Source organism: Ewingella sp. AOP9-I1-14, assembly GCF_052375995.1.
Lineage (GTDB): Bacteria > Pseudomonadota > Gammaproteobacteria > Enterobacterales > Enterobacteriaceae > Ewingella > Ewingella allii.
Genome location: NZ_JBQSVA010000003.1, coordinates 418,229 through 433,768, shown reverse-complemented (window position 1 = coordinate 433,768; position 15,540 = coordinate 418,229). Strand labels below are relative to the sequence as shown.

Here is a 15,540-nt window from a genome sequence, read left to right as displayed (position 1 = left end):
CCTAGCCAGAACGCGAACAAGGTAATGATCATTATAAGAAAACTATAGCGTGAGAATCTAATACGTCGCCTCAATTATTAGCAATGAATAGTTTTCTGCAAAAACGACTTATTGACCGCGAGCCGTCACAGCTCGCAATTTACGCTGAATTAGGAATTGATGTGCAAATACTGATACGAGATAGCGCGCAATTTCCGTTATTTAGGAATATGCGCACAGTAATAAATAGGGCGAGGGGCGTTACAACAGCGGCATGTCAGTTGGCGTTTTGCTCATGACGTCGAAGAACACGTCTTTGGAGACTGACCAGAATTGCGCAACGGCTTCGGCATTGTAGCTAATACCCATCAGGCTCATGACGAAGAAACAGGTCACGGTCAGGCCAATCCCGCTACAGACGAAGGCCATGACATTATGGCTGGACTGGCGGCAGCGAATATTTAATTGGCTGGTGCAAAACATCAGAAACGCGCTCAGTAATTCCCAACGCATCATCATGAAACCTGCAGTTAACGTACCCATCGAACCTATTCCTCAACTGAATTAAGCACCTGAAATGCACCAATCCAAAGGCAGTCCTCGGGGGGGCTGAATACCGGGGTGGAGCAAGGAGGCGTAGAAATGAAAATGTGATTTGCGTCACATTGTAGCGAGGGTTAATTCGATGCGCAAAAAAAAGTCGATATAGGATTTGATCTTCGTCATCGAGCCATAAAAAAACCGCCCTTAGCGGCGGTTTTCGAGTGAAAAGGGAATGCGTCGAGCGCCATCAGGCACCGTAACCCATCACTTGCAGCAGGTGTTGCGCATGCTGCACGGCGTCCTGACGGTGGGTCACCCCCAGCTTCTGATACAGATTGCGAATGTGAGTTTTAATGGTGGTAGAAGCCACGGTCAGCTCGCCGGCAATCTGGTCATTACTGTAGCCGGAGTAGATAAGGCCGAGCACTTGCCATTCGCGCTGGGTCAGCGGGCTGGTGCGAATCAGCTCCGGCACCTGAGGATGGGTCAGTAATTTACTGACAAAGCCTTCGTCGAAATGGGCGAACTTGTGGCGATGGTGCTGGTTAATGTCGCGCAACACCTTCTGCGCCCGGCGCTGCTCCATCTCCGGCAGAAGATTTAACTGGATAAGCTGGCGCAACTGCTGCGCCATCATTTCGCCTTCGATAACAAAGTGGCTGACAAAACCCGTGCGGTTGGCTAATTCCAGCGCTTCAATCAGCACGCGCTGGGCTTCATTTTTGCGATCGGTGTGCCAATAGAGCAGGTTGCTGAGGATCAGATTGCGGTTGAGGTCACTGACCAGCTTCAGCTGGCGCGCGTAACCATTCAGCTCATCAATGATTTTTTCTGCTTCCTCATATTGACCCAGCAGGATGTGCACCCGGGCAATGTTGCGCCATTGGCCTTGCAGGAAGTGGTTATCCGCCATACCCGGTTTGGAGGTCTGGTTCAGCCAGCTGCGCGCCGCGTTTTTATCCCCGACCATCTGCCAGTAAATAACGCGCGGCTTATCAGTGTTGGTCAGCCAGTCAGTGTGATACTGCCCGCTCTGCAACAGGGCTTCGCAGCGCTGCAAATAGCGATGGGCATTGTCGAGATGCCCGCGCGCCAGCGAGCACTTCGCCAGCATCGCCAAACATTGCAACTGCTGTTGCGGCTGGAAGTTAGCCAGCACTTCCAGCCCTTCGCGCGCGGCGCTTTCGGCATCGTCGAGGCGCGCCCACGACCACAGCAGCTGTGAGCGCAGGCGCAGTAAGAATTCGTGCATCGGCAGCTGTTCGAGATGCTGCTCGCGCACCAGTTCGAAGGCTTTATCCTGCGTCTCGTAAGCCGCCTGCAAGAAGCCCTGAGCGATCAGAATTTCACTCTGCTGGAGCAAAGCCCACAGCGCGTAGTGATAGGCCTCATGGCGGCGGGCGATTTGCTCGGTTTGCTGCATCAGCGGCAGGGCGCGGGTCAAATCGCCTTTGCAGTGCTGGATCTCGCCGGTCACCGAGGTGGCAACAATGCGGCTGTAATAGCTTGAATAGGGAAGATATTTCAGCGCCTGCGCCGCCAGCTTCTCGGCTTTATCCTGCTTGCCGTCGTTGATGGCGACCTGCGCTCTCAGGGCGTCAAATTCGGCGCTGAGGGTTTTATCCATCTCGATTTGCTCGACCTGCATCTCGTTTTCGGCGCGCTCAAGCAGCATTTCTACTTCGCTGTAGCGGTGCTGGCTCTGCGCTAACCATGCCTGCAACAAGGCCAGTTTCGGGTTTTGAATCAGCCGCTCATAAGGCAGGGCGTTGAGACACTCTTCGAGCAGCACCAGCTCGCTTTGGTTGAACAGCGCCCAGGCGTGTTGCAGCAGAATGTCGCGCAGCATGTCGGTATCTTCGGCGCCCAACGCGTGGTGAATGGCCTCGGCGGGGAAGCCCAGCGCCAGCCAACCTTCGGCCGCCAAACGGTGGATAGCCGGGAGTTCAGCCGCCAGTTCCCACTGGCAGCGCTGGCGCAGGAAAGTGGCAAACAGCGGGTGGAAGTTAAACCATTCGCCGGAATCATCCATTCGGTGAATGAATAGACCCTGACGCTCCAGCTCTTCCAGCCGGTGCTGGCCGTTTTCCGCGCCGGTCAGTTGCACAATCAGCGAATCATTCATTGAGCGCAGTAAAGAGCAGCGCAGCAGGAAGTCGCGGGTTGGCGCGTCCACGCGATCCAGAACCTCATCCACCAGATATTCGGATAGATGGCTGGCATTCAGCCCGGCAAGTTTTTTGGCCGACTGCTGGGCCGAGGCCGTCGAAGTGTGCGACTGGCGGGCGGAGAGGGCAATCAGCTGGAGCGCGGTGGCCCATCCGGCCACGTCGTCGCACAGGCGGCTGCTGTCGGCTTGCTCGATAGGGTCGGCCAAACGGCAATCAAAGAACTGCTGGGCTTCGGAATGGTTGAAAGCCAACTGTGCGGCATTCAGCTCCAGCAGTTGGTCGCGCACGCGCAAATTGGCAATGCCAAGCTGCGGCAGGGTGCGTGACAGCACCATTAATGTGAGGTTTTCCGGCTGATGGCGCAGGAAGAAGCGCATGCCTTCGTGAATGGCGTCATTGGAAATCAGGTGATAATCGTCAATCACCAGTAACAGAGGTCGATGCCAATCAGACAGCTCAACAAAGAGCTGCGCAAACAGGGCTGACAGGCTGGCGTATTGATGCTTCTGACTGAGTGCCTCGCTCTTGGCGCAGTGGCCGCCGGTCGCCTGTTGAATTGCGGCGATCAGGTAGCTGGCAAAACGCTCGGGCTGGTTGTCGCTTTCATCAAGCGAATACCAGCCGAGGTCGTTTTTACCCGCGGCCCAGTGGGCAACAAGCGTGGTTTTGCCGTACCCAGCAGGGCAAGCAACCAGAACGAGTCGGTAATTCTGTGCGCTCGCCAATTTGGTTAATAGGCGATCGCGCACCACCGTATTTTGCAGTCGCACCGGGCGACTCAGTTTCGAAGGGATCAGCATTTTTATAGATTCTTATGAACTGTAAGCAAATGAAAGGTGTGTTTATTTATTTTACAGCGCGTAATTAATATTATTCCTAAGGTCTGCCAATGCCGAAAGTATTGCAAGGCTGTTACATAATTACGTGTCGTTTAGTTGCTCTTGATCACAGTTTAGGCCCCTGTTTTTGGCCGAAAAAATCCTGATTACGCTACGCCCTTTTCCTCCTCCCTGTCTAATCCTTTACGGGATGATGCTGCACTTTCTACTTGGTTGCAGCATAGCCTTATTGTTTCAGCTTTTTACCCTACACCTACTCTACAAATACCCCATAGAGGGAGCTTATGTTGCCATCCACATTAGAGAAAACCCGGTTTGAACACGCCCTGACGCGCCAATGGCAGCGCTTTGGTTTACAGAGTGCCCAAGACATGACGCCGCATCAGTGGTGGCAGGCGCTGAGCGGCGCGCTGTCCGAGCAGTTAGCCGCGCAGCCCACGCCTGCCAAGACTCAACAGCAGCAGCGCCACGTAAATTATATTTCGATGGAGTTTCTGATTGGCCGTCTGACCTCCAACAACTTGATTAATCTGGGTTGGTTCGACACCGTCAGGGACGTGCTGAAAGCGCAGGGCGTAGAACTGGCCGATGTCCTCGAGCAAGAAACCGATCCCGCGTTAGGCAATGGCGGGCTGGGGCGTCTGGCGGCCTGTTTTCTGGATTCGATGGCGACCGTGGGGCAGTCGGCCACCGGCTACGGGTTGAATTATCAATATGGCCTGTTCCGCCAATCCTTTAGCGAAGGCAAGCAGCAAGAAGCGCCGGACAATTGGCATCGCGAGAGTTATCCGTGGTTCAGCCATAACAGCCACCTGTCGGTGGATGTCGGCTTTGGCGGTAAGTTAGTGAAGAATGAGCAAGGACAGGAGCTCTGGCAGCCGGAGTTCACGCTGCGCGGCGAAGCCTGGGACCTGCCGGTGGTGGGCTATCGCAACGGCGTTACCCAGCCATTACGTCTGTGGCAGGCGACGGATGTGCATCCTTTTGACCTGACGCTGTTTAACGACGGGCAGTTCCTCAAGGCCGAGCAAAAGGGCATTGATGCCGCCAAGCTGACTAAAGTGCTCTACCCGAATGACAATCATCAGCAGGGCAAACGCCTGCGCCTTATGCAGCAGTATTTCCAGTGCGCCTGCTCGGTGCGGGATATTTTGCGCCGTCACCACTTCCTTGGACGCAAAATTGCTGAACTGCCTGATTTTGAAGTAATTCAGCTTAACGATACCCATCCGACCATCGCTATTCCCGAGCTGTTGCGCATTCTGCTCGACGAGCACCAGATGGAGTGGGACGCGGCTTGGGCTATTACCAGCCGGACCTTCGCTTATACCAACCACACCTTGATGCCAGAAGCTCTGGAGCGCTGGGATGAGAAGCTGGTGCGCAGCCTGCTGCCGCGTCATTTCTCGCTGATTAAGCAGATTAACGCGCGCTTTAAAAAGGTGGTGGAGAAGCAGTGGCCGGGCAACAAAGCCGTGTGGGAGAAGCTGTCGGTGCATCAGGACAAGCAGGTGCGCATGGCGAATCTCTGCGTAGTCAGCGGCTTTGCGGTCAACGGCGTCGCGGCGCTGCACTCGGATCTGGTGGTGAAAGACCTGTTCCCCGAGTATCACCAGCTGTGGCCGCAAAAATTCCATAACGTGACCAACGGCATTACGCCGCGCCGCTGGCTGAAACAGTGTAATCCGGCGTTGTCGGCGCTGATTGATGACAGCCTGAAAACCGAGTGGGTCACTGATCTTGATGCATTGCGCGGGCTGGAAAAATTCGCTGAAAATGCCAAATTCACCCAACGTTATCAACAGATTAAGCGCGAGAACAAAGTGCGGCTGGCGGAGTATGTGCAGCAGCGTATGGGGATCACCCTCAACCCAGACGCCATTTTTGACGTGCAGATTAAGCGCCTGCACGAGTACAAGCGCCAGCATTTGAACTTGCTGCATATCGTGGCCTTGTACCGCCAATTGCGCGAAAACCCGCAGCTCGACATGGTGCCGCGCGTGTTCCTGTTCGGGGCGAAAGCCGCGCCGGGCTACTATCTGGCGAAAAACATCATCTATGCGATCAACCAAGTGGCGGAAAAGGTCAATAACGATCCGATCGTCGGCGATCGTCTTAAAGTGGTGTTCATTCCCGATTATCGCGTTTCGGTCGCCGAGCTGATGATCCCGGCTGCCGACGTCTCCGAGCAGATCTCCACGGCGGGCACCGAAGCCTCCGGCACTGGCAACATGAAGCTGGCGCTTAATGGGGCGATGACCGTCGGCACGCTGGACGGCGCGACGGTGGAAATCGCCGAGCAGGTTGGCGAAGACAATATCTTTATTTTCGGCAACACCGTCGATCAGGTGAAAGCTCTAAAAGCTCAAGGCTATTCGCCGCTGCAATGGCGCAAAAAAGACACATTATTGGATGCCGTATTGAAGGATCTGGAAAGCGGCTTGTTCAGCCATGGGGATAAATCCGCCTTTAGCCCGATGCTCGACAGCCTGCTGTCAGGCGGCGATCCCTACTTAGTGTTAGCGGATTTTGCTGATTATTGTGAGGCACAACAGAGAGTTGACGTGTTGTACCGCGATCGGGCGGAGTGGACGAAGCGCACTATACTCAATACGGCCCGTGTTGGCATGTTCAGTTCAGACCGGTCGATCCGCGATTATCAGCAACGGATCTGGCAGGCGAAACGCTAAGGAGCAGCAATGGAGAGCAAACAGCTAGAACAAGCGGCGATCGAGGCTGGGATCGCCGCCGGTTATATCAATGCGCATGGTAAACAACAGGCTATTGCTGCCGCTACTAAACGGGATTTGCTGGAGGCGATGGGCTGGGCCGCGGGCGTTCCACACGCCGTCGAAGCCCCCGTGCCGGTAGTAAAAGTGTTTATTAAGGGCAGCCGTTTAGCCCTGCCGATTGGCGGCGAAGGCGAGTTTCAGTGGCAGTTGAAGTTGGAAAGCGGCGCGGTGCAGCAAGGGCGCACCAGCGCCAAAATGACCTTGGCCCTGCCGGGGCGCATTTCCAGCGGCTACCACCAGTTGACGCTGACGCAGGACGCGCAAAGCTGGGAGTGCAGCATCATCGTCGCGCCAAAACGCTGCTATGAACCCGATGCCCTGCTGGCGGGGAAAAAGCTGTGGGGCGCCTGCGTGCAACTCTACACGCTGCGTTCCGAGAACAACTGGGGCATTGGCGACTTTGGCGATTTACGCCAACTGGTGCAGGAGATGGGCAAACGCGGCGGCGCTTTCGTCGGCCTCAACCCCATTCACTCGCTTTATCCCGGCAACCCCATCGCCGCCAGCCCATACAGCCCGTCTTCACGGCGCTGGCTGAACGTGATTTACATTGACGTCAACGCGGTGGAAGATTTCCAGCTCAGCGAGGCGGCGCAGGCGTGGTGGCGCGAGCCGCAAACGCAGAAAATCCTTAAAGAAGTTCGCCGCAGCGCATGGGTGGATTACGCCCGCGTGGTGCCGCTCAAGCTCACCGGGCTGTCGCTGGCGCATCAGCGTTTTGTCACCCGTAGCGCGTCCGATCCGCTGCAAAAAGCCTATCGAAAATTTGTCCGCGAGGGAGGCGACAGCCTCTATCAGCAGGCGGCCTATGACGCGCTTTATAGCCATCTGGCAAAGCAGGGCGAGCAGCCACAAGGCTGGCCGCACTGGCCGGAAAAGTACCGCAGCGCGCAGAGTGCCGCCGTCAAAGCCTTCTGCCAGCAGTATGAGTCCGAGGTGGATTTCTACCAGTGGCTACAGTGGCTGGCGGAGTATCAGTTTGGCCGCTGTTACCACGACAGCCAGCAGGCGGAGATGCCGATTGGTTTGTATCGCGATTTAGCCGTGGGCGTGGTGGAAGGTGGAGCCGAAACCTGGGGCGATCGCGACGTTTATTGTCTGAAAGCCTCGGTCGGCGCGCCGCCGGATATCCTTGGGCCGCTCGGGCAAAACTGGGATCTGCGCCCGATGGATCCGCACGTCATGGTGCGCCGCGCCTATCAGCCTTTTATCGATCTACTGCGCGCCAACATGACCAGCTGTGGCGCGTTGCGCATCGATCACGTGATGACCCTGCTGCGCCTGTGGTGGATCCCTTATGGTGAAACCGCCGACAACGGTGCTTATGTGCAGTATCCGGTGGACGATCTGCTGGCGATTCTGGCACTGGAAAGCCAGCGCCACCGCTGCATGGTGATAGGAGAAGATCTGGGCACCGTGCCGGTGGAGATCGTCAGTAAGCTGCGCGAAGGCGGGGTCTACTCGTACAAGGTGTTGTACTTCGAGCGTGACGCGGAGAATAACTTCCGCGCGCCGCAGTCTTATCCGGTGCAGGCGATGGCGACCATCACCACCCACGATCTTCCTACGCTGCGCGGTTACTGGCAGGGGGATGATTTGGCGCTAGGCAAGAAGTTGGGGCTGTATCGCGACGAAGAGGTATTAACCGAGCTGTACGCCGATCGCGGTCGCGCCCGGCAGGGGTTGCTCAACGGGTTGCATCATTATGGCTGCGTGCCGAAAAGCACTGGTCACAATGCAGACGTGATGAGCATGACGCCGACGCTCAATCGCGGCCTCCAGCGTTATGTCGCTGATAGCGCCTGCGCCCTGTTGGGCCTGCAACCCGAAGACTGGCTGGACATGGGCGAGCCGGTCAACATTCCCGGCACCAGTGACGAATACCCCAACTGGCGGCGCAAACTCACCCGTACTCTGGAAGATATGTTCGCCGACGACGAAGTGAATAAGCTGATCAAGGACTTGGATAAGCGCCGCAGGAAGGTGTCGGTGAGTTGAGTTTTGGCTCTACTTCCTCCCCTAATTAGGGGAGGGATCAAATCAAAAGCCACAGCAAAACCGCACTACTCTAAATCCGGGTTATTGGCGATTTGCTCCACCGTCATTGGCCTGCCGAGCAAATATCCCTGCAACGAATCACAGCCTAGCTCGGTGAGGAAATCTTGCTGTTGGGTGGTTTCCACACCTTCGGCAACCACTTTCAGATTCAGCGTCTGGCCGAGGGCGATGATAGCTTGCACGATGCTGGCATCTTCGCTTCCCGCAATCAGATCATTAATAAAAGCGCCGTCGATTTTCAGTTCGCTGGCCGGTAAGCGTTTCAGGTAGAGCAGGCTGGAGTAGCCCGTACCAAAGTCATCAATCGAGGCTTTGACGCCAAAACGCGTGAGCTGCTCGAGGATCTCGACGCTGGCGTCGGGGTTGCGCATCGCGGTGGTTTCAGTCACTTCCAGCGTCAGCATCTCTGGCGGGATCTGATGCTTCTGCACAGTAGCAATCACCTTTTCCACCAGATTCGGCTGCTCAAATTGCAGGGCAGAGAGGTTTACCGCCACGGTCCAGGTGCGATGTCCCGCCAAGTGCCACTGGCGCAGCTGGCGACAGGCTTCGTTAATCACCCATTCGCCAATTGAGATAATAAGGCCGGTTTTCTCCGCCATCGGCAGGAAGACGTCCGGGCTGAGCATCACGCCGTGGCGCTCCCAGCGCAGCAACGCCTCAAAGCCGGTCACCGGGCCGTGTGGCGCGACAAATTTTGGCTGATAGTGCAGGCGCAGCTCGTCGTGCTCCACCGCCATGCGCAAATCGTTGAGCATTTGCAGCTGGTCTTGCGCATTGGCATTCATCGACGGCTGGAAAAAGTTGTAGCCGTTGCGCCCGGCATTTTTGGTGTGGTACATCGCCGCGTCGGCGTTGAGCATCAGCTCGCGCTCGTTTTCGCCATCGCCCGGATAAACCGCAATACCAATACTCACTGACACCAGCAGCTCGTAGCGCGAAACCTGGAAAGGTTTAGCAATCAGATGCCCGAGCTTGTCGGCCAGCGTCGCGGCGTCGTTGGGATCGCCGATTTCCATCAGCAGCACGAATTCATCGCCACCCAAGCGCGCCAAGGTATCCGAGGCGCGCAGGTGGGCCTGTAGCCGCTCGGTGACGGCAATCAGCAGCAAATCCCCCACGTGGTGGCCAAAAGCGTCGTTCACCGCCTTAAAGCCGTCGAGGTCGAAAAACAGCAGGGCGAAGGAGGATTGAGTACGCTCCGCTTTCTGGAAAGCCTGGCTTAGACGGTCTTCCAACAGGAGGCGGTTCGGCAAGCGCGTTAGATTATCGTGCAAGGCGAGCTGGGTTAGCTCGCGGTTGGCCTGCGCCAAAGAAGAAGCAAGAATCGAGGTGCGCGCCTGCAGGCGCGCATCCAGCACGGAAATAATCAGGGTGATGGCGAGCACGGCCAAGGTGACGACAATCACCAGCAGCGCCAGCCAGTTATTATTCACCCCGGAAACTGCCGCCATGCTGTGGCTATCGTGAGGGAAATTGGCGGCGGCCATGCCGATATAGTGCATGCCGACAATCGCGGTGCCCATGACAATCGCCGCGCCGACGCGCAGCATTTTGACATTCGGCGAGTGCTGGCGCAGGTGAAACGCCATCCACAGCGCGGCACCGGAAGCCACCACAGCGACCACCACTGACAGCGCCACCCAGCGAAGATCGTAATCTATGCCGGGCATCATGCGCATTGCCGCCATGCCGGTGTAGTGCATCGCCACAATGCCGCCGCCCATCAGCAGGGAGCCAAGCAGCAGGCTCTGGGTCGGCAGCCGGTCATGGCACACCAGCCAGAGGGCGAACGCGGAAGAAACGATGGCGATCAGCATCGAAAATAGGGTGATAAGCGGGTCATAGCCCATCGACACTGGCAAACTAAAGGCCAACATGCCGATAAAATGCATCGACCAGATACCAATCCCCATAGACAGCGCGCCGCCCGCTAACCACAGTTTCGACGCTCTTCCTTGTGTCGTTGCCACTCGTCCAGCCATGTCGAGCGCGGTGTAAGACGCGAGCATCGCAACGATGAAGGAGAACAGAATCAGGACATCGTTGTAATTACTGGAAAGCATGCAAACTCCACACAATAGGATATCTATATTAGGTGCTAATTTTGGCGCGGGATAATCGCATTAAATAATAATAAAGGCTATTGAATTAGCGCCTTTCTATTAAATTTACTTAAGCTTATTGCTCAATCCTTATAAATTCAGTTGCAAAACTCGTGAGAAGTAAACGTAATAGGAACAAGGTCTTTGCCTTTATAAAATACGCCAGCGAGCAGATGGTCTATAGTTAACTATTAATTTGGCTAATCAGTTTGGAGTTATAAACATGATCACGGTTCACCATTTAAATAACTCGCGGTCCCAGAGAGTACTCTGGATGCTCGAAGAGCTAGAATTGCCTTATCAAATTCAGCGTTATCAACGTGATGAAAAGACCATGCTGGCCCCGGCCTCACTGAAAAAAGTGCATCCTTTGGGGAAATCGCCGGTGCTGGTGGATAACGACCTGACGCTGGCTGAGTCGGGGGCGATTTTGGAGTACCTGCAAGAAACCTATGATGCACAAGGGAATTTCAAACCTACCGATCACTTCGCTCGCCAGCAGTATCGCTATTGGATGCACTATGCCGAAGGGTCGCTGATGCCGATTTTGGTGATGAAGCTGATTTTTGGACGATTAGGCAAACCGCCGATGCCTTGGCTGATCCGCCCGATTGCCGGTGCCATCGGCAAAGGGGTGCAGCAAAACTATCTGGATAAGCAGCTGGCGACTCATGGCGCCTATCTTGAACAGCATCTGACTGAAAACACATGGTTTGCTGGCGGCGACTTTAGTGCCGCCGACGTGCAGATGAGTTTCCCGGTGGAAGCGATGGTGTCGCGCGGAGGATTAGATAAATATCCGAAATTGCATACCTGGCTTTCTACCATTCATGCGCGGCCAGCTTATCAAAAAGCCTTAGAGCAGGGTGGCCCTTACCAAATTGGTAGCTAATCAAAATTCCAGTGTTCTCTATTTTTCAGCAACGCCGATTTATATTTTCAGCAATACATAAGTGTTGCTTAATATCTTCGAATCGGCGGGTCTGAATTTTGATAACGCAATAGGAATATTGTTAAGCTATTAATCCTCTCCGGTTTTATTTCTTTATCTCTTGGGCCTTTTTCCTCCCTTTCAAAATAGCGCGGTCTATTTTCTTTTCTTCTAATGCCTTGCCTGATTTTCCATTTTTTCATCACCGTTTTGGCATGTTGCACAGCCTGCTAACCATTCAAAATAGGCGGTTTGCGCAAATTCTGTGGCGATCTGGCTTTTTATTGAACAAATCGCCATAAAATGTCGTGAACGGGAGTTGAAAAGAGGGGGTTAATGGCTGGATAATCGTTTGCTTTGCAGTACCCGTGGTTTTTATTTCCGCCTTACGCGATGAGAGTTAAACGTTTGCCTTGGTTTTGCGCATCGATCTTGCAGGTTTTCGAGCACATTACGGCGGTTAGGGAAGCGAACGTGACGAAACGGTTTCGTAATGACCACGCAGGCATTTCAGCAAGACACTTCAGAGGGTTGCACATGGCTAGTCAACACAATCAAACGGGCAGTGGCGTTGCGCCTGCCGGTTCGCTTGATGCTTTCTTTAAAATATCTGCGCGTGGCAGTAACGTTCGTCAGGAAATCATTGCCGGTCTGACGACCTTTTTGGCGATGGTTTATTCCGTCATCGTGGTTCCGAGTATGCTGGGCAAAGCCGGTTTCTCCCCGAGCGCCGTGTTTGTCGCGACTTGCTTGGTGGCGGGCTTTGGTTCTCTGCTGATGGGGCTGTGGGCCAATTTGCCTTTAGCCATTGGTTGCGCAATCTCCCTGACTGCGTTTACCGCCTTCAGTCTGGTGCTGGGCCAGCACATTAGCGTGCCGGTCGCACTGGGCGCGGTATTCCTGATGGGGGTGTTGTTCACCATCATTTCCGTTACCGGGATTCGTTCGTGGATTTTACGCAATTTGCCGATGGGCGTTGCGCACGGCACGGGGATTGGTATCGGGCTGTTCTTGCTGCTCATCGCCGCCAACGGTGTCGGCTTGGTGATCAAGAACCCACTCGACGGCCTGCCGGTGACTCTCGGCGCTTTCACCTCTTTCCCGGTTATCATGACGCTGTTGGGCCTGGCGGTGATTTTCGGTTTAGAGAAACTGCGCGTGCCGGGCGGCATTCTACTGGTGATTATCGTGATTTCTATCATCGGCCTGATTTTTGACCCGGCGGTGAAGTATCAGGGACTGTTCGCCATGCCGTCTTTGTCAGACGCTAGCGGCCACTCGGTGCTGTTTAATCTCGACATCATGGGCGCGCTGAAACTGGCGGTTCTGCCAAGCGTGCTGGCATTGGTGATGACGGCAGTCTTCGACGCCACCGGGACTATCCGCGCGGTAGCCGGTCAGGCGAATTTGCTGGATAAAAACGGTCAGATCATCAGCGGCGGCAAAGCGCTGACCTCTGACTCCATCAGCAGCATGTTTGCCGGTTTGGTAGGTGCATCCCCAGCCGCGGTGTATATCGAATCCGCCGCCGGTACTGCCGCAGGCGGTAAAACCGGCCTGACCGCCACGGTGGTCGGCGTGCTGTTCTTGCTGATGCTGTTCCTCTCTCCACTGTCGTATCTGGTTCCTGCCTACGCTACCGCCCCTGCGCTGATGTACGTGGGTCTGTTGATGTTAAGCAACGTCACCAAACTGGATTTCACCGATTTCGTCGATGCGATGTCCGGCCTGCTGTGCGCGGTGTTTATCGTTCTGACCTGTAATATCGTGACCGGTATTATGTTAGGTTTCAGCGCGTTAGTGATTGGCCGCATCTTCTCCGGCGAATGGCGCAAGCTGAACATCGGCACGGTGATCATCGCCGTGGCGCTGGTGGTGTTCTATGCCGGTGGATGGGCAATTTAAGATTTTTGGGGGGCGAAAATCTGACGCCCTTTTAAGGTCAAGGTCGTGGGCATCGGCCCACACCGACCAAGGGAGGCGCAAAACAGCACCCACTGAAACGGCACGGTTGAAATGCCTCAAAACCGCAGTCAAAAATGGCGCTGAGCGAACGGTTCGAGACCTTAGGCTCGAAGCCTGAAGCGAAGGCACCGCCTAAGCGGCGACATTTTGCGGTGAAGAACCGAAGTGACTGAAACACGTCCATCCAACGAGCGATAGCGCGCAGTAAAGAGCCGGAGATTCTTAAGAGGCGCGGCGATAGGCGCCTCTTAAGGCCGGTTTGGGTGGCAACCCAAGGTTTTGAATTTGAAGTTAAGTCGGTGTGGGCCAACGCCCACGACCTTGAATTTGAATTTGAATTTAGTTTTTTAAATTAAAAATGCATTAAAAGGGGCGCGTGTGGCCCCAACCACACCCCTTTTCAGCACGCTCTGATTTAAACCGTAACGGTTTTTGATCTACTATTCCTTAGGTATGTGTCAGGCGCGCCTGATTGAAAGTCATAAAAATAAGAGTCTAAGGAAAGCATGGAAATCTTCTTTACCATCCTCATTTTGATTCTGGTGGTATCGCTCTCCGGGGTGGTGACCAGAATGTTACCTTTTCAAATCCCGCTTCCATTAATGCAGATAGCCGTCGGGGCGTTGCTGGCATGGCCGAATTTTGGCCTGCACGTAGACTTCGACCCTGAGCTGTTCTTGGTACTGTTCATCCCGCCACTGCTGTTTGCCGATGGTTGGAAAACTCCGACGCGGGAGTTTTTGCATCACGGACGTGAGATCCTCGGGCTAGCGCTGGTGCTGGTTCTGCTCACCGTGGTCGGCATTGGTTATCTGATTTATATGATGGTGCCGGATATCCCGCTGGTGGCGGCTTTCGCGCTGGCTGCGGTTCTGTCGCCAACGGACGCCGTGGCGCTGGGCGGCATTGTCGGCAAGGGGCGTATCCCGAAATCGATTATGGGCGTGCTGGAAGGTGAGGCGCTGATGAACGACGCGTCCGGTCTGGTATCCCTGAAGTTTGCTATCGCAGTAGCGATGGGCACCATGATCTTCACCGTCGGCGGTGCCTCGGTAGAGTTCCTCAAGGTGGCCATTGGCGGGTTGATGGCCGGTGTGGCGGTGACGTGGCTGTACAGTAAATCACTGCGCATCATGAGCCGTTGGAGTGGTGATGACCCGGCGACGCAGATCGTCTTCCTGCTGTTATTGCCGTTCGCCTCTTACCTGATAGCCGAACATATCGGCGTGTCGGGCATCCTGGCGGCGGTGGCGGCCGGTATGACCATCAGCCAGTCGGGCATCATCCGTAACGCGCCGCTGGCGATGCGCCTGCGTGCCAACAGCGTCTGGGCGATGCTCGAGTTTGTGTTCAACGGCATGGTGTTCATCATGCTCGGCCTGCAATTGCCGGGCATTCTGGAGAACTCGCTGGATCAGGCAACCCATGACCCGTCTATCGTCACCTGGCACTTGTTTGCTGACGTCGGCATTATCTACTTCGCCTTGCTGCTACTGCGCTTTGTCTGGCTGTGGGTGATGAAAAACATCAGTAACCGCTTCCTGAAAAAGAAACCGTTGCTGTTTGGCGCGTACAGTACGCGTGAACTGTGGGTAGCTTCCTTTGCCGGGGTTCGCGGGGCCATTACGCTGGCCGGTGTGCTCTCCATCCCGCTGTTCTTATCCGACGGCACGGCCTTCCCATCGCGCTATCAGTTGGTGTTCCTCGCCACCGGCGTCATCCTATTCTCGCTGATTGCGGGGGTGATTGCGTTGCCATTCCTGCTTAAAGGCGTGGTGGTGGCCGATGGCACGGCGTATCGCGAAGAAGAGCGCATGGCGAAGTCGATTGCCGCTGAAGTGGCTATCGAAAGCCTGCATAAGATGGAAGAGCGTCTGGCGGCGGATTCCGAAGAGAATATCGATGAGCAGACGCTTAAAGAGATCAGCTCGCGGGTGATTGGTACGCTGCGGCGACGCACGCTCAATAAAGATGATATTGAGACGGCGTTGAAGCTGGAAAACCTCGAGCGCCGCTTCCGCCTCACGGCGCTGCGCGCCGAGCGCGGGGAGCTATATCATCTGCGCGCGACGCAGAAAATCAGCAATGAAACGCTGCAAAAGCTGCTGCATGACCTCGATTTGCTCGAGGCGCTGCTGGTCGAAAAAGAGGTGTAAA

General features: G+C 55.3%; 8 protein-coding genes. 5 read left to right on the top strand and 3 right to left on the bottom strand.

The annotated features are described in order from the left end of the window. Positions 1–240: 240 nt before the first annotated feature. Both ACT3RT_RS11870 and malT read right to left on the bottom strand, forming a co-directional pair. A complete protein-coding gene (locus ACT3RT_RS11870; protein ID WP_353500724.1) occupies positions 241–522 on the bottom strand; it encodes a YjcB family protein in 282 nt (93 codons plus the stop codon). A gap of 247 nt (positions 523–769) precedes the next feature. After that, positions 770–3,493: an HTH-type transcriptional regulator MalT gene (gene malT, locus ACT3RT_RS11865; protein ID WP_496200802.1), complete on the bottom strand. Its 2,724-nt coding sequence runs from the start codon at positions 3,491–3,493 to the stop codon at positions 770–772. 323 nt (positions 3,494–3,816) lie between these two features. Here malT and malP point away from each other — a divergent pair, with 323 nt between their 5' ends. Beyond that, positions 3,817–6,222 (top strand): maltodextrin phosphorylase, encoded by a 2,406-nt coding sequence (gene malP, locus ACT3RT_RS11860; RefSeq protein WP_496203013.1) that lies wholly within the window; start codon positions 3,817–3,819, stop codon positions 6,220–6,222. A 9-nt stretch (positions 6,223–6,231) separates the two neighbouring features. Then, positions 6,232–8,322 (top strand): 4-alpha-glucanotransferase, encoded by a 2,091-nt coding sequence (malQ, locus tag ACT3RT_RS11855; protein WP_100938191.1) that lies wholly within the window; start codon positions 6,232–6,234, stop codon positions 8,320–8,322. Between the two features lie 65 nt (positions 8,323–8,387). Here the strand turns inward: malQ and ACT3RT_RS11850 are convergent, their stop codons facing one another. Next, positions 8,388–10,448, bottom strand: a complete 2,061-nt coding sequence (locus ACT3RT_RS11850) for a putative bifunctional diguanylate cyclase/phosphodiesterase (RefSeq protein WP_496203012.1) — start codon at positions 10,446–10,448, stop codon at positions 8,388–8,390. A 262-nt stretch (positions 10,449–10,710) separates the two neighbouring features. Between ACT3RT_RS11850 and ACT3RT_RS11845 the strand changes: the two genes are divergently transcribed. From ACT3RT_RS11845 to ACT3RT_RS11835, 3 genes are all read left to right on the top strand, one after another. Next, positions 10,711–11,379 (top strand): glutathione S-transferase family protein, encoded by a 669-nt coding sequence (locus ACT3RT_RS11845; protein WP_353500728.1) that lies wholly within the window; start codon positions 10,711–10,713, stop codon positions 11,377–11,379. 576 nt (positions 11,380–11,955) lie between these two features. Then, positions 11,956–13,323 carry an NCS2 family permease gene (locus ACT3RT_RS11840; RefSeq protein WP_353500729.1) on the top strand — a complete coding sequence of 456 codons (1,368 nt, stop codon included), beginning with the start codon at positions 11,956–11,958 and terminating at the stop codon, positions 13,321–13,323. 566 nt (positions 13,324–13,889) lie between these two features. Next, positions 13,890–15,539: a Na+/H+ antiporter gene (locus ACT3RT_RS11835; RefSeq protein ID WP_100938189.1), complete on the top strand. Its 1,650-nt coding sequence runs from the start codon at positions 13,890–13,892 to the stop codon at positions 15,537–15,539. Position 15,540 lies beyond the last annotated feature (1 nt).